Consider the following 24,611-nt stretch of genomic DNA (forward strand, 5'->3'; position numbering starts at 1 on the left):
GGATGGAAATAGCAATATAAATTCCAATGAGGCTTATAATTATAGATATCCTAGAAATGAGCATTATTGTCCAGTCTTTTTATTCAGTAACTCTTTTCGTAACTCGTTTGAAATCCGATATAAGTTATTTCTTTGATTTTTATTTTTTCATTCTCAACCCACGCCGATGGCACGGATTTGCAATCCGTGCTATTAAAACTTTAAAATAAATTTAAAACAATCTTATCTATAACTGGATTATTATAATGTACTTTAACAAAAAAACAATCACATTATAAGTGGCTGTTTTGGTATTTCCTTATGTTTCACGGATTACAAATCCGTGCCGTCGGGTTTAAGTACCTAATTTAGCAAATACAAACCGAATAGAAAATCCACGGGGACTTTCGTAATTAGGCTTGCACTAACAATTAATTTTATACGGTGTTGGTAAATCGTTTTTATTTTTCGTAAATATATGTCATCAATCTTTTGTCATTTTCTCCATAAACGACTTTCCTTTTTATTATTCCATTTTTATAATACTCGTATGTTTTTTCACTATGTTGAATAGAGTCATTTTTTATAGTAATTTCTTTAACTTTTTGACCTAGTTTATTTTTGTGAACGTAAAATTTCAACTCCTTTTGGTAATCTTCATTGCTCCAAGTTCGAGTGTAACTGAAGTTATTCTTTTCATAAGAATAGTTTTCAGTCCAAATTAACTCGTTATGATTCCAAGATTGTTTAATTTTAATATTCCCTTTTTCGCCGTAAATCCATTTATATTTATTTTGACTGTCCCAATATAAATTTGGTGCGTAATATTGAATTTTTCGGCCAATTGAATCATACAAAAAGTCTATTTCACTTATTTTATCCCAACTTCTATTTTTTTCATAATCTCCTTCATTAATTATCAAATCAGTACTTTCTTTTTGTTTTTCAATTATTTCAGGACGTAATCTTTTCTTAAAAGTAAAATGTTTGCGTTTGACTAATTGATTTTCATTGTTGTAGAAGTAGACAACTTTTGTGCTATCTTTTTTTTCGTTTACAGTTCTTTTTTGAACCAATAAAGAGTCTTTGTAATCATAAAAAATCTTTCTTCCTTTTTCAGTATTTGAAGAAGTTAATAAATGTGATTCAGATGCTATTTGATTGTCAGAGTAAAATTCGGTTATTTTTTGAAGATTTAGATTAGAACTATCTTTTCCGTGAAAATAGTATTCTTTAAGCGTGATTTTTGGAATTCGTCCTTTATCAAATTCAATTATTGGCGGACTAATTCGAATAGGTTTTTCAAACTCTTTTTTATCCGAACAGTTTGTGAAAATTACTAAAAATATGATTATTATTCTGTTCATCTTAAATGTTTACCAACATTAGATATATGGCAAGTAGGGCAGGTGATAAGCAATACGTTTCGAATTGGTACTAAGCCAAATACAAGTATTTTGCTTTTATCTTTTTTCTCATAAATGCCAAATTTTATATTTGGCGGACTTGCAAATATGTCTTAACTTTTAATTAATCAACTATCTGGATATGAGTTGTATGCGTTGTTGTGGTGCATTTTATAATCATTCTTCCATATCAGGTGGTGGTGGACAAGTTTTAAAAAGATATTCTTCAGGTATATTTTTAATCAGGTCGCTTTGATAAAAACCAAAAGTTTTGCTCCACCAATTTTTCAAACTCTTATTCTCTGTGAACAAGTATTGGGTTTTCATTTTCGCATCGTCATTGATTATTTCAAATGATACAATAGCTACAAAATAATAAAACTTTTTTTTGATATCATATGCAAAAAGATTGTAAGAATAAAATTTTTCATCTACACTTGGCATAAGTATTTCACCATATAAAATATTTTCGGAACCCAATTGGCTTTTGTACTCTTCTAATTTTGAATATAACCAAGTATCTTTGGGTGGATTCGCATTCTTTAAAGATTCGATTCGTCCTTGTTTAAGTGGTGTTGTAAATGACTTTCCTCTGTCATATATTTTTTCAAGGATTTCTATACCTAATTCTTGCGAAAATACAGGTTGAAGAAATAAAATCAATATCAAGGTTGAAATCAATTTTATATTTTGTTTTTTATAAATCATTTTGTCCCTTTAAATTTATGTTTCGCGGTTTCGTTAAATGCACCACAACAAAGGTATATAGTTACCTCTAGTAACTATATACCTGTTTGTAATTGTTTATGATTATTTGTAAACGTTTGTTTGTGTTATAAGATCACATCTATCAACGCTTTTGTTTTTTTATACTATAATTTCTCGCCTATGTTTTCTGATACCGCTATCGGTTAATCCAATCTCATAGGCTTCGGCATATACTTCATTTCGAGCTTCTAATTCGTTCCAGGCATCATTTAATAAGCTCATTTCGATTCTATCGAGATCAAAGACATCATTGTATTTTATAGTTTGATTCAATTGTTTCTTTTGATCTGGTTCTTGTAACAATGCACTAATAATCTTTTTTTGAATGCCTTTAATGATGTGTTGGTCCTCTTCGTGATGATCTTTGAGATTATATTTTACTTCAAGATGTTCTAATATTCCTTGTTTTATTTTTTCTTGTTGGATATTCTTATGTTCAGAGATTTCTCTGATTTTACGGTCTAATTTGTCCATTTTTTTAACCCCTTTTTTTCTGGATGCTACTAAAATATACCTACGGTATATTTTTGAGCACTAAACTACTATTCCCTTTTTAGATATTTTTACGGGAACCCGCAGGAGGGAGATAAAAGTTTAGTTTAATGAGGTTGGTTGGATGGCCTTTTTAGAGAATTTATACATAGAACATAAACTATTAGTGAAGTTTTTGCATATTTACCTATACAAACTCTACCCAAACAATTGATTTTATTATAAAACATGATAGAGGATATATTTAAAAAAATTACAGAAGAGTACTGTGAAATTAGTGCCGAAGCTATTTACGATTGGTCCGAAAAAATAAAAATTGTAGAGTATAAGAAAAGAGATGTACTGGTAAAAGAAGGTGCATACTCACATAAGTTTTATTATATCATACAGGGCGCACTCAAAGCCTATTACTTATCTGATGGTAAAAAAATAACCGATTGGTTTGCATTAGAAAATGATTTTATTCCGTCGACTACCAATCATATGCATGGCCAAACCAGTTCACATACCATAGAAGTATTAGAAGACAGTGTTCTGGTAGCATTAAACCATGATGATTTAGAAGATTTGTGTAAAAAGCACCATGATTTTGAACACCTGTACCGCCTTACACTATCCAAAGTAATCTACCAGCTTAGAGAGCGAATAGCTTCTCTTCAGTTTAGAACGGTACAACAACGTTATGATAGCCTGATTCATCTACATCCAAAAATCGAATCCCGTGTTCCTCTGGGAGATATAGCTTCTTTTTTGGGGATTACACAAGAAACATTGAGTAGAATTAGAGCTTCAAAGTAAGAATTTGATTTAGATCAAAAGTTTGTATTCGCTAAATAGATAATTTTGTTTTCGGATTTTGAAATGGAACTATCAGAATGATATTTCGTTTGTTTTATTTCCCTAAATACTTTTGAAGAAATGAAAAGAATACATCTATTCGAATTCGAAGATTTACCATGGTTTCCTAACGATATTAGAATTTGTATGACCAGGCTAATTATGGTAATGCATAAAAAATTTGGTACCAGTCAGGATATGGCTAGGCTACTTGCTGATCTTATTAAGCATACAAAAACAACAAAAATTATTGATTTATGCTCGGGTAGTGGAGGCCCAATGCTCGATACGATACAGCTATTGCGAAATCAGTATAATGTAAAAGATGTTGAATTGGTTTTATCAGACTTGTATCCCAACGTAGTAGCTGCCAAACGAATAAACGGCAGCAGCGATTATATGAGTTATAGAACAACTCCTCTGGATGCTACACATATTGATGATTCGATACAAGGGATATTTACAATGGTAGGTAGTTTTCATCATATGAAACCAGACCGGGCCAAAAGTATTTTGACAGCCGTACAAAGAAAAAAGCAACCGATATGTATTATGGAAATCAACAAAAAATTTCCTCTCTTGCTATGGTGGCTCTTTATTCCTCTTAGTGCTGTTTTATGCCTTTTTATCACTCCTTTGGTACGACCTTTAACGATTAAGCAGATTATTTTTACCTATGTAATTCCTATAATTCCTTTATGCTTTGCGTGGGATGCGGTAATTACCAGCGGAAGAATTTATCGGTTAGAAGATCTCGATGAGCTTTTACAAGAAATTAAAGAAGACACCTATATTTGGAGAAAAGAGGTTATAGGAGGGAAATCTGAAAAAATTTGCCTGATAGGATATCCAAAAGAATAAGGTATCGTGTTTCATAAAGCTAACCTTATTCTTTTATGAATCATCATCTAATGTATTTCTATAAAGATGTCTTTATTGTCATTTTCAAATGGAGAAGGTTCGAGATGGGCATGCCCGATATCATAAATTTTACCCGATACCTTTTCTATTGTATACCACGATTCCTGAAATTCTGATACTACGCTTATCGTGTAATAATTCTCATGTTCTCGAATGATCATATCATCCTCAAAATTTTCTACGTTAACCGAACCAACTTTAGTACTCTTATTAATCGATTCGATTACAAATTGAATGTTTCTCTCTGTGTCTTCTGTTTGTTTATAAAAAGGAATTTCTTTTTTGCTATTAGACTCTGCAGGATTAGAAATTGAGTGATATGAGGTTATTTTTTCTTTAAGATGTACCATTGCACCAAAATAAAAAACAGTTTTTAAAGGGAGATATTTTATTGGATTGTTAAACAAAACGAAAACCTCTTTACCATTGGTGGTTACTCTAATTCTGGAAAAATTTTCTGTGCTAGCTCCTTTACCAACCAGCTGTAAAGCAGATTGTACAATAGCATCTTTACCGGGAGCGATAATTTCTGAGACTTCCTCATTCATTGTAATGTCCTGAGAAAAACAAGTGGTATGGTGTAGTAGAACTAGAAATAGAGAGAATATAGCAATACATTTCATTAATTTATCTTTTATGAGTACTAAACTACCGTAATGGTTTTTATATTCCTAATGATAAAAAAGAGGACATTTTATTACGGTAAACTAAAATGGGAGTACTCAATATATGTTACAAATAACTATATCTCTCGTCTTCTGATTAAAGATAACGATATGAGATACCCGTTGATTAAGCCTAAATACTACTTCACCTTATTCAAAGAATTGATTGACTTTATAAAAAAGCCTAAACATGAAAAAAATCTGGAAAAATCTGTAAGACTCAAAATTTATGATACTATTGGACTGTACTTTTTAAAATTTATACTATTAATCCCTGTAATTTTGTTTTTCGCTCTCGTATATGACCCAGAGAATGTACAAAAGGTAAATATGTCAGAGCGTTTTTCTCCATTAGCATTATTAATCGTCGGTGGGATAATTCTCCCTCTTATCGAAGAAGTTGCTTTTAGACTTTCCTTAAGATTTAAACCCATTTAGGTTGCACTGTCATCAGGTGTATTCTCATATTATGTATTAACCAAACTTGTTTTTCAAACAAAAATAAGTGCAGTAGACGAAAGTTTTTTGATACGAGCTGTTATCGCAATTGCATTAGGGATACTCTTGTATCTGGTAGTTAATAGTACATCATTAAAAGAGAAGTTGGCTAACTTCTGGAGAACACATTTTAGAAGTATATATTATGTCTCTTGTGTGTGTTTTGCCTGGATACACATTACAAAGTATGAGTTAAACTGGACAAATATTCTTTTGCTTCCGATTCTTACCTTACCTCAATTAATGAGCGCATTAATTTATGGATATATAAGAGTATCTTTTGGTTTCAGGTATCCATTGTTTTTTCATATGTCTAACAATCTTCTGGCGATAAGCTTATCTCTTTTACCGTTTACAGGCTAAGAAATTAGATACTCAATTTTACTATATAAAAATACTGTCATAAAGATAAAACACAGGCTTGTATTATCGGCGATTGATTCGATGGCTATTTTTTAGTTATTCAATGTATAAAATGGAAAATATCACTTTTTGGAGATTAATCCTTTTTGAGATATCCTGATCGCAGTATATTTTTATATAGTAAAAATTAATACATTATGTCTACTAACGAATACTCCTATCTTCGATGTGATCACTGCGGAGAAATTTATGATAAGAACGAAATCCATAGCTATTGTCCAAAAGATAATCAGCCTCTGGTTGCATACTATAATTTGGATAGCCCACTTTCTAAAGACAATTTAAAAGGCAGGCCGGCAACAATGTGGCGATATCATGAGTTACTACCAATCGAAAAAGAAGAAAATCAAGTGAGCCTGGGAGAAGGGTTTACACCACTTCTCACCTTATCAAAGCTAGAATCAACCTATAACCAATCCCAGTTATTACTTAAGGATGAGTCTGGCAATCCTACAGGTTCTTTTAAAGCCCGGGGAATTAGTATGGCAGTCAGTAAAGCAAAAGAACACGGGATTAAGGCAATGTGCATCCCTACTGCGGGAAATGCAGGAAGTGCCCTTAGTGCATATTGTGCTAAAGCAGGAATTAAAGCTCATATTTTTATGCCAGAAGAAACTCCAAAAACGTTTCAGTTAGATTGTGAAATTATGGGAGCTAATGTTACTAAGGTAAAAGGAAATATTGCAGATGCTGCCGGTATGATGAGATCAAAAAATGATGGATCCTGGTTTGATGTATCTACATTGCAAGAACCGTTTAGACTAGAAGGAAAAAAGACAATGGGATATGAAATTGCAGAGCAGTTACAGTGGGAACTACCAGATGTAATTCTATATCCTACAGGAGGCGGCACTGGATTAATAGGAATATGGAAAGCTTTTCTTGAAATGAAAGCCTTACAATGGATAGATCATATTCCTACCCGAATGGTAGCTGTTCAAGGCGATGGATGTAATCCTGTTATTACCTCTTTTCATAATGAAATGGACCATGTGCCAAAGCATGATAATCCCGCTCCAACGATAGCCAATGGATTAAGAGTGCCAAAGCCGTTTGGAGATCGATTGATCATGAAAACATTATATGAAAGTAACGGAACAGCCATTTCTATTTCTGATCAGGAAATAAAAGAAGGGATGCAGGAATTTGCAAAAACAGAAGGGTTATTTATTTCTCCAGAGGGCTCTGCAGTATGGGCAGCATATAAAAAATTAAAGCAAACCCATTGGATAAAAGATAATGAATCAGTAGTGCTTCTTAATACAGGCTCTGTATATAAGTATATCGAAAATTTATATTCATAATTTATAAATAATAGTACTCCTTTTTAAACCTGAATTCGATGTAAGAAATTTACGTCAATTCGAGTGATCCGATACTTCGATATAACTCAGTACAGGCTGGAGGATTGTATCGAGAATAGTGATCTTCCTTCAAAAAAGCTATTCTCGATACAGTTTTCCTCCATTTCATTCTGAAAAACCACTCGAATTGACGCTTTTTTAAACATTATAACTTACGTCGAACTCAGGTTTTAAGAGAAAAAACAACTTGATACTGATCCAAAAAAACTGGTAACTACATAAAATAAATACTGTTTCACTGAAAACAGGGTAGTGTAAACAGTGTATGGCTTCTACTTTTGGATTAAATAACTGATTAGCAAATAGATACATGCTATAGTGACTAGGGCTTACTATGCTCTGTATTGTACATTCAATTATTGACAATCACACATTTAATTCTTAAAACAACAAATCATGAAAAAAACAATTTTTAAAGTAATCACTATTTTAACTTTGGCAATCTTTATTAGTAGTTGCGAAACCGATGATGGTACTCTTGATGGTATCGAAGGAGAATCAAAAGATGTATCTGTAGAGGCCTCTACAACAGATAAGTCTACTAAAAAAGCAGGTAATACTTGCCATAATTGGAACATTATAACCTATGAAGGCCCTGTGTGGATAGACGTTAGAAACCAAAAAGAATATCCTTATGTAAATACCATTATGACTGCTGAAGCAACTTGTGACGGACTATGGGTTGCCTCTGGAGGTTTTAAAATTATTGATAATACCAAAAACAAAAGAAAAGTACGAGTTAAAAGAATCAATAAAAATAAAGGCTATCTTACTTTTTTTACTAGTGATGGCCGCTATTCTACACGTAGTTTTGATGCTTTCATTTATCCAGATACTCCAGTTCCATGCCCTGGTAATGAACATGTAAATATGCTTAGTTATGCCTATACTGTTATGGCTAGAAAACACAATCCGAAGTATACATATAGCTGGAAAGCTGTTAGTCCTAGTCAAAGAATCTTTTATGGTACCGGGAGCAGAATTAGACTAGGTTATGGGCGTTACACTGTTACTCTAAGTGTCTCTAAACCAGGTTGCACTACTAAAACAGCAACTGAAACCTTTTTTCTTGAAAGCGATGGTATTCCAGAATAAATTGTTAAGCTAATCATTGACTCTAGTTCATAATTGGGTTATATATGATTTTCAATTCTCATCCCATCCTAAACCCCTACCAAAAGGAAAGGCTTTTGCCCCCTTTCCTCTGGGATGGAGTTGGAATATTACATGAAAAATCAACACTATTTAAAACTAGAGTCAAATCATTATACTAAAAATTATGACAGGCAGATTGCTATGATAAATTAAACCGTTCTTTAAGAGCTTGTTTAACGCGTTCTAAACCCGCCAGGATATATTCTTTGCGTTCTCCAATCCCTATTCTGAAATGATGGTCCATCCCATAACAATCTCCTGCCAAAATAAATACACTTTTTTCTGTACGTAACCATTCGGCCAGTTCGGTAGAATTAATATCTAAATTGTATTTTATAAATAACATTCCACCACTCTTTGGGGGTACATATTCAAATAAGTCCCCGTATTGATCCAGCCATTGCTTTACCACTTTTAGGTTTTCATTAAGCATGGTTCTGTTTCGAGTTAGTATTTCTTTACGTTTTTCGGGCCTTAATGCGATCTCACCAATATAATGACTCATTATACCCGCAGTAATAGAAGTATAATCATGATATGCCCATGTATCTGCAATTAGTGTTTCGGGGCCTATTAACCACCCTAAACGTAATCCGGGTAGGGCATAGGCTTTAGACAGTCCACCGTTAACCATAACTTTGTCATACATCCCAATAAAGCTTTCGATAATTTCTCCGTCTAATTCGGCTCCACGATATACTTCGTCACAATATACCCAGGCATCTACACGCTTTGCGATAGTTACAATTTCTTGCATTTCTTCAGAAGAAAGTGTGTATCCTGTTGGGTTATTAGGATTACATAGCGCGATCATTTTTGTTTTTGAAGTGACCAGAGATTTTAATTCTTCGATATCTGGTCTCCATTTGTTTTCTTCACGTAAATGAAATGCCTTGGGGATACATCCCATCTCTTCGGCAATACCCCAGATCTGCATATAGTTGGGTACCATCATAACCACTTCATCCCCTTTTTCTAACAAGGTATGACAAGCAATAAAATTCGCTTCAGAAGAACCATTGGTTACCAATACATTTTCCTCATTAGCACCATTATACATTGCACTAATTCTTTTACGCAAAGGGATAGAACCATTAGTTTGTCCATATCCTAAAACAGTATTGGTAAGTGTATCTATCTGGTCTTTCTCTAATAGTTCATTAAGAGTATAGGGATGAAAACCACTTTCTGTTAGATTATAATCTACTGTGTTCTCAAATAAGGATTGTACTCTTTCGAGCTCAAAAATTGGAATATTCATTCTATTTATATTTTGGTATTCATGTATGTTTTATAAACAGCTTTTGCAATCATTATATCTTGTACTGCAACTCCAGTAAGGTCTACTATTGTTATTTGATCATCATTGGTACGTTGTAAGGCAGGATTCTGAATTGCATTACCGAGTTCTACGATTTTTTCTTCGGAAATTGAACCGTCTTTAACAGCCCGATATATTTCGCCTCTACTTTTACTTTGCGGAATACTATCTGCAATAACGATATCTGCTTTTTGAAGTATCTCACTACCAAGTTCTTGTTTATCTGAAGTATCAGAGCCTACTGCTGTGATATGGGTACCTGGTAAGATATCTTTTGCGTCAAGCAGTGCGACTTCAGATGGAGTAGTAGTAACAATTAAAGTGCTGTTTTTTGCTACTTCGGCAGGAGTTTTGGCAATATGAATATCAAAATCAGTACTCATTTCTGCTTTAAACTTCTCTGTTTTTTCGGATGTTCTTCCCCATATCCATACGGTTTTACAAGGATTGTTTTTCTGCAGGAATTGCAACTGTAGTTTAGCCTGGATCCCGGTACCTATAATACCAATAGCACTTATTTTTTTTGGAGCAAAATATAAGGCTGCCAGAGCACCTGCTGCTGCAGTACGAATATCAGTAAGATATCCTTCATCTAATAAAATAGCTGCTAGCTGCCCTGTTTTTTGACTAAATATGAGCATCATTCCCTGGCTGGAAGCTATCCCTAATTTTGAATTATTATAAAAACCAGAGGCAATTTTGATTACATAAAAATCATCATTCTTTATATATCCATATTTAATATGTACATCCCCAGGAGGATCTTCAAATAGTAACTCACCTACAGGCGGAACTACCGTTTTTTTATTACTATAGTGTATAAAACCTTCTTTCATAGCCTCAACGAGATCTAATGATTTTATACTTTCTTTAATCTCTTTCAGATTAATAATAGTCGCCATATTTTACCATTATTTGGGTTAATAATTGATTGTCTATCTTTTTTCCGGTTACTACCAGAACCACATTTTTGCCTTGATACGCTTTACTTTGTAATAATGCTGCAATCGGTAGTGCTGCTGTAGGTTCGATTTCTACTTTATGATATTTCATCATAAAAGCCACAGCTTTTTTTATATCCTCTTCTTCGATGATCTCAAAACCAGACAAGTGTTTTTTACAAATATCATAGGTAATGGCATTATCTTCAATTCCGCCTGCCGATGCATCGGCTATTGTTGATAAAGTACTTGGAGAAACGATACTATTATGTTGTATCGACAAATACATTTCTGATGCATTTTTGGGTTGACAGCCAATGACAGAAACACTATTATTAGCACTAAAATAAGTGCTTATACCAGATGCTAATCCACCACCGCCAACAGGAGTTAAAATAGTATCTACTTCGGGTACTTGTTCTTCTATTTCAATAGCAATAGTACCTTGCCCTTTAATAATTTCGGGATCATTATAGGGATGAATTAGAACACCGTTCGTTTCTTTTGCATATGCTCTTGCTTTTTCTTCTGTTTCTAAGCTGTTTTCACCATAAAAAATAACTCTGATCGAGTATTGCTCAAGAGCTTTTATTTTTGTGTCACTTGTTTTTTTTGGAAGAAATAATACACCTTTAAAACCAAATTTTTCTGAAGCATATCCAAATGCTGCGGCATGATTCCCCGTAGATGCTGCTACAAAAGTTCTGTCAAAAACACTTTTGTCTAAACTGTGTATTTTAGTAAGAACCCCTCGTGTTTTAAACGACCCCGTGTATTGCAAAAATTCCATTTTTAGAAAGACATTCGCCCCGGATATTTTACTTAACTCTGGAGAATGCGCCATAGGAGTTCTATGCAAATCAGACTTGCTAATTTTGTATGCATCTATTATATCTGTAGCATGTATCATTGTTTTGAATTTGGAAAATTTTGATCTATCGCTTCAATAGATTTCTGGATTAATTTAGCTACATTTTTATAGTATTCCGGATTTGTATCTTCGATATCGTCGGTTGCCTGGTGATACCCTGGGTGATCTTCTTCACTAAAAGTGATATTAGGGATTCCTTTCCTGAAAAAAGGACCATTATCAGAAGAAAACATCCAATAGTCTTTGGTTTTATCATCTGGATCATCATGACCATAAGAAACGGTTAATGGACTATCTTTTGCAATACTTTCGATTATGGGTTTAAATTGAGGATAGGGATAGGTGCCAACAACATATATTTCGTTTTTTGGGTTACGACTAATCATATCCATATTAATATTGAGTTTGATATCTGATAACAAAACCGGTGGGTTGTCTACAAAATATTTAGAACCAAATAAACCTAATTCTTCGGCATCAAAAGCTGCGAAGAGGATAGAATGCTGAGGTTGGTTTTTAGAGAAATATTTTGCTAAGGTTAATAGGGCAGAAGTACCAGAAGCATTATCGTCTGCACCGTTGTATATAGTGTCATTTATAATACCAAGGTGATCATAATGCGCACCAATAACAATATATTTTTTGGGATGTGTCTTCCCTTTTATATAACCTATAAAATTGGTCCCTGTCCTTTCTTTTTTGGTTTTCCTACCTTTAAAAGTAAAGGGAGAATCGTAATCGGTATCAAATTTTTCTAAACCAATATTTTTGAAATATGACCGGATAAAATCTTGTGCTTTTTGATTGTTTCCTGTGCCTCTTCCCAGGTACTCATCTGAAGCTATTTGTTTTTGAATCTCAAGTAATTCAGATGTTTCTATTCCTGAATCAGTTACTACATCATATTTTTTTATTTCGTTTGCTGTCATCCAATGAATGCTATCTGCAGAAGCCGCTTCTAATGTATACCAATAAAATTCTGTGGGAATATTCATTTCGGTATAATAGTTTACGTATTTTTTGTGCTCTTCATGATCTTTAGGGAAATCCAGTGCTACACTATCTTCTCCTGACCAGGAATGCACTCCAAGCTTAGCTGTAGCGTGAATATTTCGTTTTTCTCCTGCCAAAAACATATCTGTTCCGCCAGAAGCTACCATTCCGTTTTCCGGGATATAAGTATTTATATGATGTTTCCTAATTTCGCGTGAAGCAAGAAGATTTATTTCATCGTCTATAGACCCTGGGACTTCTTCCATTACCAATGTAGTCACTTTTGGGTTTTCGAACAAAATTTCTTTAATATCATGTAGTGTATTAGAATAAATAACACCATTCATGTATAGTGTGTCTTTTGTAGTTTGATTTTCTTTAAAATAGAATTCTGCTACTTGATCGCCTTCCATTTTCATCAATATTTTTTGCCCAAAAGAAGAGGTATATAGAATTTCGGAAAAGAAATACAAGGTAGCAACAGAAACAATGATAATTGCTACAAATGCGATGATAACTCTTTTCATAATAGTAATGTGTTAATTAATACCAGATGCAATAAAAAAAACCTCCGTACACCAAACCAACTTTTGTTGATTAAGGTATACGGAGGTTTTCCGTAAGAAATTCACTTGTCTTTCCGATGTTCTTCCTTAAGCTAAAAAACAAGAGTGTAACATACTGTTACTATATTTCTATATATACAAAGATAGAAAAAAAACAATTAAGTGTATACAAATTAGAATTATAGGTCTTGAATATTTACTTTGATAAGTAAAATTTTGGAGGATATCATTTTTTTTGAATAAAATAAATATCTATATAATCAGTAACTTCACTACAAGGATTATTCATCTCCTGGAGTCTCCAGTATTTTCTATTTCCTTTTACTTTAAAATTGAATTCTCCTTCTCTTATACAAGGCTGTCCGTTGTTTATAAAATCTACCTGGGTTTCAATAGTTCCGTTAAATATCAAATGCTTTGCAGAGGCAGGAGTAATGGTACCTTTGATTTTTAAGAAATCACTATTTTCTTTACTATTTTGGTGGCCTTCGATAGTATATGTATTGGTTTTTTTCGATTTTTCGATTTTGGCAGTTCCAAAGTAATCCCATGAAATCCACTGAACAGATAGATAGTGATTACCTACCAGAGTTTGATCCAGATTGTTTTGTGAAAAAGAAAATAATGACAAGGATACTAAAAGAATTAAAACTATTTTTTTCATGTGCTCTCACATTAATAATTGATATACTTCTTGATTACTACAAACATCTTTGAATCAAAGATAGACATCATAGGTAATTTATAGTGCCTTGTTTTCAGTGAAATAGTTTTTTGATGTGTTTGTAAGCTTATTTTTGTACTTGAAAACTTTTAATTGGTTTATACATTGCTAATAATACCTTTTATATTATAACATCTTTCCTAAAATTTCTTTCATCATTTTGGCTGCCAAAAAAGCTGTCATATTCTGAAAATCCCTATTAGGATTATATTCTACAATATCTGCCCCAATGACTTCACCTTTTATATTTTGGATTAAATCGATTACTTGTCTAGACGATAGACCTCCAGGTTCATGATGCGAAACTCCGGGTGCATATGCTGGGTCAAAACCATCCATATCCAATGAGATATATACAGGATTATCAAATTGAGATATTTTGGTTACATCCAGATTCTTCATTTGATGAATTTCGACATTAAATTTTTCTGCCTGCTCTGCCTGATGCGTGTTTAGTGTTCTAATCCCCACCTGAACTAACCTGGCAGCAAATCCGTTTTCCATAATTCTTGCAAAAGGACAGGCGTGAGAGTATTTGTCACCTTCAAAGTTATCATATAAATCAGAATGCGCATCGATATGTAAAATGTCTAATTTTGGATATTTTTTATGATGAGCCTTAATAATTGGAAATGTAATAGAGTGATCCCCTCCCAAAGTAAAAACTTTTGTTTCAGCTTCTAAATGATTCGAAGTTATGGTTTCAATCTCAAAATAATCTGAAATATCAAAATCTCCTTTATCGGTTATTCGAGAATCCTCGATTGTGATTCCGTTTTCTGTGAAAAGATTAAGCGAACCGCAGTGTAATGTTTCTCTAATTAATGGAGGAGCTAGTTCCGGACCTTGCTGAAAAGAGGATTTTTTATCAAATTGTATTCCTTGTATGACAATTTTACTCATTTATTTTTAGGTATTAATTCTGGTTTATTTGCCTGAGTAATTTACAAATAGTATCGTTAATTGGCGTTGCAATTTTATTTTGTATTGCTATCTTTTCGATCGCTCCATTTTTTGCGTTAACTTCTATGATATTTCCAGTTAACCGATCAGATAACATTGAGCTTCCTTTTGTTTTTGAGTATGTAGCTATTTTTTCCATCATTTCAGATTCAAAACTATTTTCAATTATTACTCCGTCTGATTTTGCTACTTCAATTCCTTCTCTTAGCAGATCTTTATACAAATCTATTACTTCTGAATTTTCAAAAACAGAACATGTTCTTCCGGTTAAGCATAGTATCGATCCAAGGGCAGAACTTTCTATTAGTTTTTTCCAATTTTCGGTTTTGTAATCCAGTACTTCTATTATCTGTGCATCGTTTTTGGCGAAAAGCTGCATAAATCGTGTTGCTAACTCGCTTTGTTCGACTTTAAGTATCGGTTTTCTAAATTGTAAGTAATAATTATCTTCAATAGGTTGAGTAGGGCAATCAATCATACATTCCAAAATATTTTCCTTTGTAGTAAAAGGCGTAATGGGTTCTTTTAATTCTATACCGTTTCTTATAACAACTACTTTAGTATTCGCCCCGATTAATTTTTCCAATTTATCATTGGCTGCGTCAAAATGATATTCTTTTAAGCATATAAGTAACCAATCAAGTTCCTCTGATCTTTCTTTTTCAATCTCAATAGGTATTTCTATTTTTTTATCTTGAAATTGTATTTTGATTTTAGATTTAGGAGTTCTGGTATAATAGAATACTTCGTTTTCAGGATGTACTACTAATATCCGTGAAATTACAGAACCTATCGCCCCTAAACCGAATATTCCAATTTTTCTCATGTATTGTTTTTTGCGATGAATAGGTTAAAAAATAGATTTCAAGTCTACTTTTAAAAACATATTAACCCTGGCATTGTTATGCTTAGTACTTTTGTCGACATCATTAACTAATTACATTTTTTGTGTATTGTAACTTAGAATTTGTTGTTCAATAATTTTAATTACTTTTTTAGACCAAAGCATTTTGAAATGCCCAGTCCCTTCTATTTCAATAAATTTAGAGTTCTTAAATAATGAACTTACTGATTTAGTTTTTTCTACTGGGATTATTTTATCATACTTATCATGAATGAACGTTACATCTTTCATTTCTATATCTTTAATAACAGTACTGACTTTAAATGTTACTGGATCGTACTTTGTTGTCGTTTTTTTTATTTTATTAATCAATAATTTAGTTGTCTCAGTTGTTAAACCAAATTGAACAACAGCAAGTCCAATAAATTCTAAAAATCTGCTAGGAGTCGTTAATATAATCATTTGGTTTATTTTATATTTTAACGAACTCATAGCTGTAAAGGCAAGTACAGAGCCCATTGAATGCGTAATTATTAAATCGTATTTATCTTTTTCTAAAAACAACTTTACTAAATCAGACATTTCAAAAAAACTTGTTTTCTTCTTTGTACTGGCTCCATGGCAAGGGCCATCAAAACTTATAACTTTGTATCCATTTTTTGTTAATTCAGGAATGATTGCTCCAAAATTAGAAGCTCTTCCTCCCCATCCATGTATGAGTAATGCTTTCTTATTTCCGTTTCCCCATGTATAGGTCTTAATATTAAATTTTTTAAATCGAATTATGGTCTCGATAGCAATTTCTAATATCGATTTTTCAAATGCTCTTATTTTCCTGTTTTTAGGTTTTGAAATAAAATTAAATGCTATTTGTGCAGTTAGTCTTGGAGATATCTTTTGTAAGATGTTAAGTGTTTTTTTTAAATTCATTTGATAGGTTATTGGTAACCTTACAAAATTCTATTATTTTAGAATTTATTACATGACACATTTGTGTCAATATTAAATTGAATCACTCTTTTTCTAATTCGAGTTAATGTTTGTCGCTTAATGCCTAAAAAAGAAGAAAGGTGTGTGAGTGAAATACGATTTAAAATGTCTTTATTTTGTGAAATAAAGTTAATATATCTTTGCTCAGCATTCTCAAATAAAAAACTTTCAATCCTATTTTGTCTTCTATTTAAATGTTTTTCAGCAATCAATCTACCGTATTTTTCGAAATTTTTATATTTGGAATAACATTCTTGTATTAAAGTAAATGGAACGTTTACTAATAAACACGATTCTAAAGTTTGAATGTAATACTTAGAGGGAGTTTGACTGATAAAAGCACCATAGTCTGTTGCATAATTATTCTCTTTTATAAAAGCAATTGTTATTTCTTCTCCCTTATCATTGATATGGAAACTTCGTAATAAACCTTTAAAGGCAAAAGCTAAACTTTCTTGAATTTCTCCAGCTATTAAATATAGTTTTTTAGCCTTTAACTTGGTAACTGTAACTTTACTGCTTATAAAGTGTATTTCATCGGAGTTTAAATCAGGATAAATTTTTCTTAAAGCGTTTGAATATGCTTGAATTGGTTTAGTTATATTATTTATTTCCATTTTTTGCGTATTAAGCACAACAGTTAAATTAAGTACCAAGGTAATTATAATTTCTAAATAGAGAAGAGGGTATGATTATAAGGATTATAAACAGGGGAAAGCTCAAAAAAAACCTCACAATCTTGATTGTTTTTTTTGACATTAGTAGTATATAGGAGAGGCAACTATTATTCTTTTTTTTGCTTACCAGTAATTAAAAACTCTAATAAAGCGGTATTAAGACTATCTCCTGTATTACTATTGGTAAATACAACATATCCCATATTGAGATCACTATACAGTATCGCTTCGCATCTAAAATCACCATTATTACCTCCATGCCCGAAACTAGGACCAAATGGTGTTTTTTGCATATGGATACTTAATCCAAAATAGTTTTCCCATCCTTCTGGGCTAGGATCTTCTTTATCTTTAGGAATTCTGGTTTGTATTTTGAACATTTCTTTATAGGTTTCTGGTTTTAGCCCTTTTTTGTTCTGTAATCCTAATAAGAAATTGGTAAATGTTTTAGCCTCTGTATGCATACTCCAGGCCATACCCGGATTTTCTGGTAATGAAGCCTGTGATGGCAGATTATCAAAATGACCATTAGATACTACTTTGGCCAGGTATTCATTTTTAGAGAAATAGGTGTTTTCTATATCTAATGGTGTAAGTACTTCTTCTTTTAGTATAGTATTGATATCCTTAGCTGTTACTTTGGTAACTACTCTTTTTAAGTATTCAAAACCTTCGCCAGAATATTGATATTTGGTACCCGGTGTAAATTTAATGTCAATCTTTCCATCTTCGTTCATCCAAGCCCAGTTTGGAAATCCTGTTTTGTGAGACATTACATGTCGGGCAGTTATAAGTTTATAGCGATCATCATGTGCAATGGCTTCAAATGGCAAATATTCATATAATGGTTTATCAAGATCAATAATACCACGTTCTACCAATCGCATTACAGCAAAACCAAAAACAGGTTTGGTAATCGAAGCTGCTTCAAATAAGGTATTGTGATCTACTTTCTTTTTTGTGAGTGTGTTCTTTACTCCATAAGTTTGATGATAGACGACTTTACCATTTTTAATCAATGCAAGGGATACTCCGGGGATTTGATAATGTTCCTGATATGTTTTGATAAACGTATCCACTATAGAAGCTTCTTTGATCTCAAAATCGTGTAAAACTCCTTTGTTTGGGATTATATCTGGATCAGAAATAGTAGATAATTCAAATGTTGGTGCAGTGATGTTTTTATTTGCCACCGCTGTGACCTTGATATTGGCATCTTTTGTATTTATTCTAAAAAGCTCTTCGTCTCTAAATCGACTTTCATCTTGATAAAATAAACCTGATGCTGGTGAAATGATATACTCACCAGAGGGAAGGTCTAAGGTGTAATTTCCCGTTGAATCTACTACGGTTTGTGTCCAAAGGGCAGGGTTATGAGTAGATGTAAATCGAATTCGGTTTGGATAGCCTTTCATAGCGCTATTTTTCCAACTTAGTTTTCCGCTGATTGCACCTGTTTTTTCTTTTTCTTTCATAAATATCACATCACCAAGTCTTCCTGGAGCACTACTTTTACCGCCACTATTTCCCCAGGCAATAAAAGAATTAGAGTTTTGATCATCATCAGCATCTTTATCGATAAATACATGATCGATTCCAATAGATTTACCTGTAGTTATGGTACTATTCAGTTTTACTTTACATTCATAAATAGTGGTGTTTTTATTACGTTTGGATTTAATTTCTATAGCATCCCAATTTGTGTTTTTCTTTGTGGGATCCCAGCTTATAGATTGATTATTGGTGTCTTTATAATTTTCGCTATACTGATATAAATCTACACCAGAACCATCGGGAGAGTGTTGCTCGTCGATATAGAAATTAAAGGTATCTTGTGTATTCCACTCTGATGCATCGGTAGTATCTACAATATGAGAGTCGTCGGTTATTACAACAACAATGTAAAGAGCTTTTTCAGAGAGGCTATATCCCACTTGAAAATAAGCATCAAAATCATTTTTGTCCTTAGGCCCACCACCATATGGTAGTTTATTGATAGGATAGCGAGTAAAGTCTTTTGGCCAATCTTGAGGATTCCCATCAATAGTTATAGAAGATACAGGGTATGCATAGGCAATAGCACCATTAGACATCTCTATTAAATTTTCTGATTTTGTTTTTATGTCAATCGAATTACTATATGCAGTATTGAAAAACACAAAAAAGAGTAGTGCTATATACACTACTCTTTTTGAAATATTTCGATGTTCGTTGGATTGATGATGAATGGTATCTGTAAGAGAATTAAAGCGCAAACCCATAGTGATTGATTTAAAATGTGAATAAATAGCTATATTCCTTAAAAAAGATGAGGCTAAAGAGCATCATCCTTTTTAAAGATACTATTGTTTAAAGATTGTTACAGTTTTGCAGTTATAAATTGAAATAAAAGTTAAATAAGGGAGGTTTTAAACTGTGCAGTTATATAGATATTAATCACTTAGTTTATGAAATATTGTTTTTGGATGTTGTGAAGATGTATATCCGGTAACTTTTTTGTTTTTATCCTTTATAAATGTGATCTTATGATTAGCCAGGTTCATAAAAGTATTATTTTGTACATGAAAAATCGGGTAGTTTCTATCATCTACTATGGCATAAAGGGCTTTTTCTCTTGGGTTGATTTTTAATTTTACTTTAGCTCCATCCAAATATTCATAAGTTCCGGTGTATGCTTCCAGAATTGTTCTGTCACTATAATTTTTATAAGGATTATCTTCTGATAAAATTACCCCTTCTCCTGGTATCCACTTATCATATTCCATATGGTATGCTATTTTTCGTGCTTCATTGAACCCTTGAAGTTTTGCTACCAAATGTAAGGCACCATCAATTCCGGCAGAAATACCGGCTGTGGTGATTACTTGCCCATTATCAACAAATCGGGCGTCTTTTATCACTGTTATGTTTGGGTAATTAGTTTCTAATCCATTCAACGCGTTATGAAAAGTGGTTGCTGATTTACCATCAAGAACTCCGGCTTTTGCTAATGCAAATACTCCTGTACATACCGAGAAATGGTATTCGATGTTTTGTTGTGTTTTTATCCATTTAATTACTTTCGGATCATTAAAAGCACTGGAAGAGTTTCCTCCAAAAAAGGCAAGTATATCTGCATTAGGGCTATTAGCTATACTATAATCCGGGAGTATTTTCAGAATTCCCTGGGAGATAATAGGTTCTTTGGTTTTAGAAACCGTAAAAACTTCAAAATTTGCATATGCAAATACTTCCATAGGACCAGCAAAATCTAATACTTCTATGCCAGGTTGTAAATAGAAGGCAATTGTCATTTTTTTGTTGGCTAGTTTTTGAAGTTCCTTTTTTGTAGTAAGTTCCATATTACAATGGTGGCAGATTCCAGGTTTATCAAATTTTAAATCGTCACAACTACTGTTACAAGGAGGACATACATAAATTTCATTAGAAGTTGCCGAAGGTTGTGATATAGCCGATATATTGATCAGTAATAGTAATACTAATAACTTTTGCATTGTTTTTGAGTAATGATTAATTCTTCAAAATTAAATGTCTTTTGTTAATCTTAAAAGGACAAGTGTGCGCAGTATTAGGACAGATATATTATATATAAGTGAAGTTAACAGGCAATACATCTTTATGTTTTTTAAGTAAGGCTCTTAATTGATTTGTGCTTTTTAATCCACATTGGTTGGCAACATAGCTAACTTTATTACCATCGGCCAAAAGATGTATGGCTTTATCTATTCTAAGTTTTTCGAGATAGGCACCAATGGTAATTCCTGTTGTTTTTTTAAAGAGCCGTGTAAGATTACGACTACTCATATGTACATACTCAGCCATATTTTCTAGTGTGAATGAAGTGTGGAGGTGTTTTGTCATATAATCTTGAGCATCATGAATCCGAGTGTCCAGATGATTTCGATATTGCAAGAAAACACTCAGTTGAGGATCAGATTCGCTACGACGAAAATATATAACTACTTCTTTGGCTATATCTGTAGCAAACTTAGGGCCATATAATTGCTCGAGAATAAATAAAGAAAGATCAATACCAGAACTGACTCCTGCACTAGAGTACAGACGATTATCTACAACAAATAATCTGTTGTTAACTAGATCAACTTTGCGAAACTTATTAGTGAATTCTTTAAAATATTTCCAATGCGTTGTACATTTATGCCCATCTAATAATCCTGATTCTGCAAGTAAAAAACTTCCGGTACATACAGAACAGATATTGACTCCGTTAGAATATTGAATATTTAACCAATCAAAAAATGCTTTACTTTTTTGTATAAATTCAGAATCAGAAAGTAATTGAAATTCTGTCCCCGGGATAAAAATAAAATCACCCTCTGTTAATTCAAATTTATCAAAGTTAGAAAGCTTTGCAAAATACAGCCCAGCACTGCTCTCTATTTCCTCTTCATTGTTTATAGAAACAAAATGAAGATCGATATCAGCCCCATATTCTTTGGCTTCATAAAAGATATGTGCTGGACCATTAATGTCTAATAAATGAACTTTGGGTGGTATGACAAAAATGATATTTTTGATAATCTGATTTTAAGCTAAAATACTAATAAATAGTATTCTTCAAAGAGTATTAAATGGGCAAAGAGAAGATTTTTATGCTTCGTTTTCTTCAATAATTTTATTTTTTAGCTCGATAATTTCTAAAAGGGTTCGTATCTCTTTTTGAATACTATTTCTAACAAACTTAATAAAGATAATAGCACCGATAACATAGGAAGCGTCAATCATTACCATTTGCCATGTGGTAAAGTATAAGCTAAATTCTGGAGTGATCATATAAAAACCAATAGTGTACAATGCTATGATGGTTATCGTGACTGGTCCATGAATACGTTTTCTGAACTTATAAAATGCTATTGTATCATTGGTTGTTTTTAGCACATCATCTATTACCTCGATCTTTTTTGATTTTAAGACACTAATACATTCGATTATTATTCTTAGTAGTAATCCTCCTATCATTAATGCTACTCCAATTCTACTTAGTATTTCTTTTACTGGAGCGAGGTAGTAGAAAAAAGCAGATATTCCTATTAATGTGATTGATAGTATTATGATGTTTCCGTAGTGAAAACGAACATTTAAATTATTCTTAGACGTAATAGAAGATAGTGTCTCTTCTAGTATTCCAGAATTGCTCTCGATATCTTTTTTTCCTTTTTGCCACTTACGTTGCAATTCGTCAAATTTATTATTCATGATCTAATATTTTTTTAAGTCGTTTCTTTATTCTGTGAATTTTTACCCTAACATTAGTGGGTTTAATACCTAAAACATGTGATATAGTATCATAGTCCTGTCCTTCTAACACCATCATAATGATTAACCTATCCAGTTCTTCTAATTGGCCTATGGCTATATACAATCCTTGTTCTTGTTCTGCATCTTGGTTTTGTGACTCATCAACCAGTACGTGTTCTATTTTATCAAAGGATAATCTCTTTTTCTTTTTTTCTTTTCTTATGTATTGCAGGCACGTATTTACCGTGATTCTATACACCCAGGTTTTATGAGTGGATTGCCCTTTAAAGTTTTCGAGAGCATTCCAGATATTAATGAATACTTCTTGCGAAAGATCATTAGCCATATCTATATCTCCTTTCATAAAACCGAGGCACATTTGCTGAACCATAGGGTAACACTGCCGATATACGGTCTCAAAAAGTTGTTGATTCTTTTTACTCATTTGCCAGGAAAGCGTTTACTGTTGTATAAAACCATTCGGGTTGATCAAACATTATAAAGTGTTTACTGTTTGAAGCCATCTTGATAGATTTGTTTGCTAAAGTAGTATATTGTTTTTCATAATTAGACTTTGCGACCTCTACAGAAGGAAATGATGCTCCCAGAATTAAAGTTTTTGCAGTCACTTTGTCTAGAATTTTCCTTAAATCCAGTTTTAATAAATCGGTATATCCATATACATACGTTTCGCGATCAGCCTCCATAATCCAATTGATCAAAACATCTACTTTATCTTTATTGTTGGTCATGTTTTGAGCCATCATAGTGGCTGTTTGCTTAAACTGGGTATCTTCTGTTTGTAGCATTTGCTTGTTATATGGACTATCGTATTGTATTTGACTTTCTGGTACGCCAGGCATCATTAATTCTCTCATACAAGGAATAGAATCTACAATAACTAATCTGGTAATTGTATCGGGTAGTGCTGCAGCAAGATCAATAGCTAGATTTCCACCCATACTGTGCCCTATAATTGTTACATTGGTTAGGTTTTTATCTTTGATATATACAATTAGTTCTTCTTTAATGGTATCATACCATGGCATTGCAATAGGAGGGTTGCCATTAAAACCAGCGTAGGAAATAAGGTGAGCTTCACTTTTTGCAGTTAAATGTTCAACGGTATCGTTCCATATTGATCCGGGAGTGGTAAAACCTGGTAAAAATAATACAGGACTTCCTTGTCCAACTATTTCAGTTTTAATAGCTGATGTTTGACTAAATCCTAAGTTTATAATAATTAGTGCTAATAAGGTAATTCTAAATGTTTTCATGTCTTTATTTTTATTGTATTTCTATTTTGATTTTCCCCTTTGATGCAGAAAGTTGTGAATTGTTACACGTGGGATAAAAAAAATAAAAAGAAATAAAAAAGACCTGTTAGAACTTAGTCAATAGTTGGTTGATAACGTACAGTAAGTATAGTTATTGAATAGATTCCTATAAGTAGAAGGATTAATGTTTGGATGAATCGTTAAATTGCCAAAGGACATTTACAATTTTCCATGTACCATTTATTTTTACAATATGCATATAATCAATCCACTCATCGGCAATAAGTTTTACAGAAGCTGTCTTGTCAAAAACATCTAATATAATAACCTCTTTTTTTGGATTTTCGGGAAACTTATCTCCGTTACTATTATAAAACTCTGAGAGAATTACCATAAAATCAGTAAACGTTTCTCGAAGGTATTCTTTGTTTGTAGCTTTATTTTTCCAAAAAGTCCTTTTTACCATTCTAGGATGAGCAGCTCGTTCAAATTGCTTAGGGTTTACATTGTGTTGCGCTTCGAGGTAATCAAGAGCTACTTGTTTAATATCCAGAGAATCTTGTTTGGATTGTGCATTTGTTTGGTAGGCGAGTAAACTGATACAACATACTAAAACAATTTTAAACATATAATTCATGATGACGACCTTTTATTTTTGTTTCTAAAATAGAAGATAT

The 24,611-nt window shown here is 32.6% G+C and carries 26 protein-coding genes and 1 pseudogene; 6 read left to right on the forward strand and 21 right to left on the reverse strand.

The features are described 5' to 3' along the window. Positions 1 to 440: 440 nt before the first annotated feature. The 3 genes from AAFU52_RS17360 to AAFU52_RS17370 all read right to left on the reverse strand — a co-directional run bounded on the left by AAFU52_RS17360 (position 441) and on the right by AAFU52_RS17370 (position 2,627). Positions 441 to 1,346, reverse strand: coding sequence for a hypothetical protein (locus tag AAFU52_RS17360; protein WP_438422837.1), 906 nt, complete (start codon positions 1,344 to 1,346; stop codon positions 441 to 443). A gap of 216 nt (positions 1,347 to 1,562) precedes the next feature. Beyond that, positions 1,563 to 2,093 carry a hypothetical protein gene (locus AAFU52_RS17365; RefSeq protein WP_438422838.1) on the reverse strand — a complete coding sequence of 177 codons (531 nt, stop codon included), beginning with the start codon at positions 2,091 to 2,093 and terminating at the stop codon, positions 1,563 to 1,565. 159 nt (positions 2,094 to 2,252) lie between these two features. Continuing rightward, a complete protein-coding gene (locus AAFU52_RS17370; protein WP_438422839.1) occupies positions 2,253 to 2,627 on the reverse strand; it encodes a hypothetical protein in 375 nt (124 codons plus the stop codon). A 246-nt stretch (positions 2,628 to 2,873) separates the two neighbouring features. On the opposite strand from AAFU52_RS17370, the gene AAFU52_RS17375 reads away from it, so the two are divergent. Beyond that, positions 2,874 to 3,443, forward strand: a complete 570-nt coding sequence (locus AAFU52_RS17375) for a Crp/Fnr family transcriptional regulator (protein ID WP_438422840.1) — start codon at positions 2,874 to 2,876, stop codon at positions 3,441 to 3,443. A gap of 120 nt (positions 3,444 to 3,563) precedes the next feature. Then, entirely contained in the window at positions 3,564 to 4,343 is a 780-nt protein-coding gene (locus AAFU52_RS17380) for a hypothetical protein (protein ID WP_438422841.1), read from the forward strand. A 47-nt stretch (positions 4,344 to 4,390) separates the two neighbouring features. Here the strand turns inward: AAFU52_RS17380 and AAFU52_RS17385 are convergent, their stop codons facing one another. Further along, positions 4,391 to 5,026 carry a hypothetical protein gene (locus AAFU52_RS17385; protein WP_438422842.1) on the reverse strand — a complete coding sequence of 212 codons (636 nt, stop codon included), beginning with the start codon at positions 5,024 to 5,026 and terminating at the stop codon, positions 4,391 to 4,393. A 33-nt stretch (positions 5,027 to 5,059) separates the two neighbouring features. Between AAFU52_RS17385 and AAFU52_RS17390 the strand changes: the two genes are divergently transcribed. From AAFU52_RS17390 to AAFU52_RS17405, 4 genes are all read left to right on the forward strand, one after another. Further along, positions 5,060 to 5,506: a hypothetical protein gene (locus AAFU52_RS17390; RefSeq protein ID WP_438422843.1), complete on the forward strand. Its 447-nt coding sequence runs from the start codon at positions 5,060 to 5,062 to the stop codon at positions 5,504 to 5,506. Positions 5,507 to 5,593: 87 nt separating this feature from the next. Continuing rightward, positions 5,594 to 5,929 carry a hypothetical protein gene (locus tag AAFU52_RS17395; RefSeq protein WP_438422844.1) on the forward strand — a complete coding sequence of 112 codons (336 nt, stop codon included), beginning with the start codon at positions 5,594 to 5,596 and terminating at the stop codon, positions 5,927 to 5,929. 197 nt (positions 5,930 to 6,126) lie between these two features. Then, entirely contained in the window at positions 6,127 to 7,293 is a 1,167-nt protein-coding gene (locus tag AAFU52_RS17400) for a threonine synthase (RefSeq protein ID WP_438422845.1), read from the forward strand. A gap of 456 nt (positions 7,294 to 7,749) precedes the next feature. After that, the gene (locus tag AAFU52_RS17405) at positions 7,750 to 8,448 is read left to right on the forward strand and encodes a hypothetical protein (protein ID WP_024770983.1); all 699 of its coding nucleotides are present in this window, start codon (positions 7,750 to 7,752) and stop codon (positions 8,446 to 8,448) included. Between the two features lie 199 nt (positions 8,449 to 8,647). Here AAFU52_RS17405 and AAFU52_RS17410 read toward each other — a convergent pair whose 3' ends face one another. The 17 genes and pseudogenes from AAFU52_RS17410 to AAFU52_RS17490 form a co-directional block, all read right to left on the reverse strand. Next, on the reverse strand, positions 8,648 to 9,769 hold the full coding sequence (locus AAFU52_RS17410) for an aminotransferase class I/II-fold pyridoxal phosphate-dependent enzyme (protein ID WP_024770984.1): 1,122 nt from the start codon (positions 9,767 to 9,769) through the stop codon (positions 8,648 to 8,650). 5 nt (positions 9,770 to 9,774) lie between these two features. Continuing rightward, positions 9,775 to 10,731 carry a hypothetical protein gene (locus AAFU52_RS17415; RefSeq protein WP_438422846.1) on the reverse strand — a complete coding sequence of 319 codons (957 nt, stop codon included), beginning with the start codon at positions 10,729 to 10,731 and terminating at the stop codon, positions 9,775 to 9,777. Then, positions 10,715 to 11,680, reverse strand: coding sequence for a threonine ammonia-lyase (locus tag AAFU52_RS17420; RefSeq protein ID WP_438422848.1), 966 nt, complete (start codon positions 11,678 to 11,680; stop codon positions 10,715 to 10,717). Before AAFU52_RS17420 ends, AAFU52_RS17415 begins: the two co-directional genes overlap by 17 nt. Then, a complete protein-coding gene (locus tag AAFU52_RS17425) occupies positions 11,677 to 13,161 on the reverse strand; it encodes a M28 family peptidase (RefSeq protein WP_438422849.1) in 1,485 nt (494 codons plus the stop codon). The genes AAFU52_RS17420 and AAFU52_RS17425 overlap by 4 nt, the downstream gene beginning before the upstream one ends. Positions 13,162 to 13,426: 265 nt before the next feature. Next, positions 13,427 to 13,864 (reverse strand): hypothetical protein, encoded by a 438-nt coding sequence (locus AAFU52_RS17430; protein ID WP_024770989.1) that lies wholly within the window; start codon positions 13,862 to 13,864, stop codon positions 13,427 to 13,429. Positions 13,865 to 14,050: 186 nt separating this feature from the next. Then, positions 14,051 to 14,827, reverse strand: a complete 777-nt coding sequence (gene speB, locus AAFU52_RS17435; RefSeq protein WP_438422850.1) for an agmatinase — start codon at positions 14,825 to 14,827, stop codon at positions 14,051 to 14,053. Positions 14,828 to 14,840: 13 nt separating this feature from the next. Next, positions 14,841 to 15,713 (reverse strand): ketopantoate reductase family protein, encoded by an 873-nt coding sequence (locus AAFU52_RS17440; RefSeq protein ID WP_024770991.1) that lies wholly within the window; start codon positions 15,711 to 15,713, stop codon positions 14,841 to 14,843. A 111-nt stretch (positions 15,714 to 15,824) separates the two neighbouring features. After that, positions 15,825 to 16,661 (reverse strand): alpha/beta fold hydrolase, encoded by an 837-nt coding sequence (locus tag AAFU52_RS17445; RefSeq protein WP_024770992.1) that lies wholly within the window; start codon positions 16,659 to 16,661, stop codon positions 15,825 to 15,827. 38 nt (positions 16,662 to 16,699) lie between these two features. After that, positions 16,700 to 17,338, reverse strand: coding sequence for a Crp/Fnr family transcriptional regulator (locus AAFU52_RS17450; RefSeq protein WP_024770993.1), 639 nt, complete (start codon positions 17,336 to 17,338; stop codon positions 16,700 to 16,702). Positions 17,339 to 17,505: 167 nt separating this feature from the next. Then, positions 17,506 to 19,659 carry a serine hydrolase gene (locus AAFU52_RS17455; protein WP_438422852.1) on the reverse strand — a complete coding sequence of 718 codons (2,154 nt, stop codon included), beginning with the start codon at positions 19,657 to 19,659 and terminating at the stop codon, positions 17,506 to 17,508. A gap of 171 nt (positions 19,660 to 19,830) precedes the next feature. Then, positions 19,831 to 20,892, reverse strand: coding sequence for a DJ-1/PfpI family protein (locus AAFU52_RS17460; protein ID WP_438422853.1), 1,062 nt, complete (start codon positions 20,890 to 20,892; stop codon positions 19,831 to 19,833). A gap of 88 nt (positions 20,893 to 20,980) precedes the next feature. Then, positions 20,981 to 21,310, reverse strand: a complete 330-nt coding sequence (locus AAFU52_RS17465; RefSeq protein ID WP_438422854.1) for a helix-turn-helix domain-containing protein — start codon at positions 21,308 to 21,310, stop codon at positions 20,981 to 20,983. A gap of 150 nt (positions 21,311 to 21,460) precedes the next feature. After that, positions 21,461 to 21,940 (reverse strand): annotated as a pseudogene (locus AAFU52_RS17470) (DJ-1/PfpI family protein); the annotation flags it as partial. 69 nt (positions 21,941 to 22,009) lie between these two features. Beyond that, positions 22,010 to 22,615 carry a hypothetical protein gene (locus tag AAFU52_RS17475; protein WP_438422855.1) on the reverse strand — a complete coding sequence of 202 codons (606 nt, stop codon included), beginning with the start codon at positions 22,613 to 22,615 and terminating at the stop codon, positions 22,010 to 22,012. Then, positions 22,608 to 23,102 (reverse strand): RNA polymerase sigma factor, encoded by a 495-nt coding sequence (locus AAFU52_RS17480; protein ID WP_438422856.1) that lies wholly within the window; start codon positions 23,100 to 23,102, stop codon positions 22,608 to 22,610. Before AAFU52_RS17480 ends, AAFU52_RS17475 begins: the two co-directional genes overlap by 8 nt. After that, complete coding sequence (locus AAFU52_RS17485; RefSeq protein ID WP_438422858.1) at positions 23,095 to 23,934, reverse strand: alpha/beta fold hydrolase; 840 nt, start codon at positions 23,932 to 23,934, stop codon at positions 23,095 to 23,097. Before AAFU52_RS17485 ends, AAFU52_RS17480 begins: the two co-directional genes overlap by 8 nt. Before the next feature lie 181 nt (positions 23,935 to 24,115). After that, a complete protein-coding gene (locus tag AAFU52_RS17490) occupies positions 24,116 to 24,571 on the reverse strand; it encodes a nuclear transport factor 2 family protein (RefSeq protein WP_438422859.1) in 456 nt (151 codons plus the stop codon). Between the last annotated feature and the right edge of the window lie 40 nt (positions 24,572 to 24,611).

The organism is Aquimarina macrocephali, from assembly GCF_051627225.1.
Taxonomy (GTDB): Bacteria; Bacteroidota; Bacteroidia; order Flavobacteriales; family Flavobacteriaceae; genus Aquimarina; species Aquimarina macrocephali.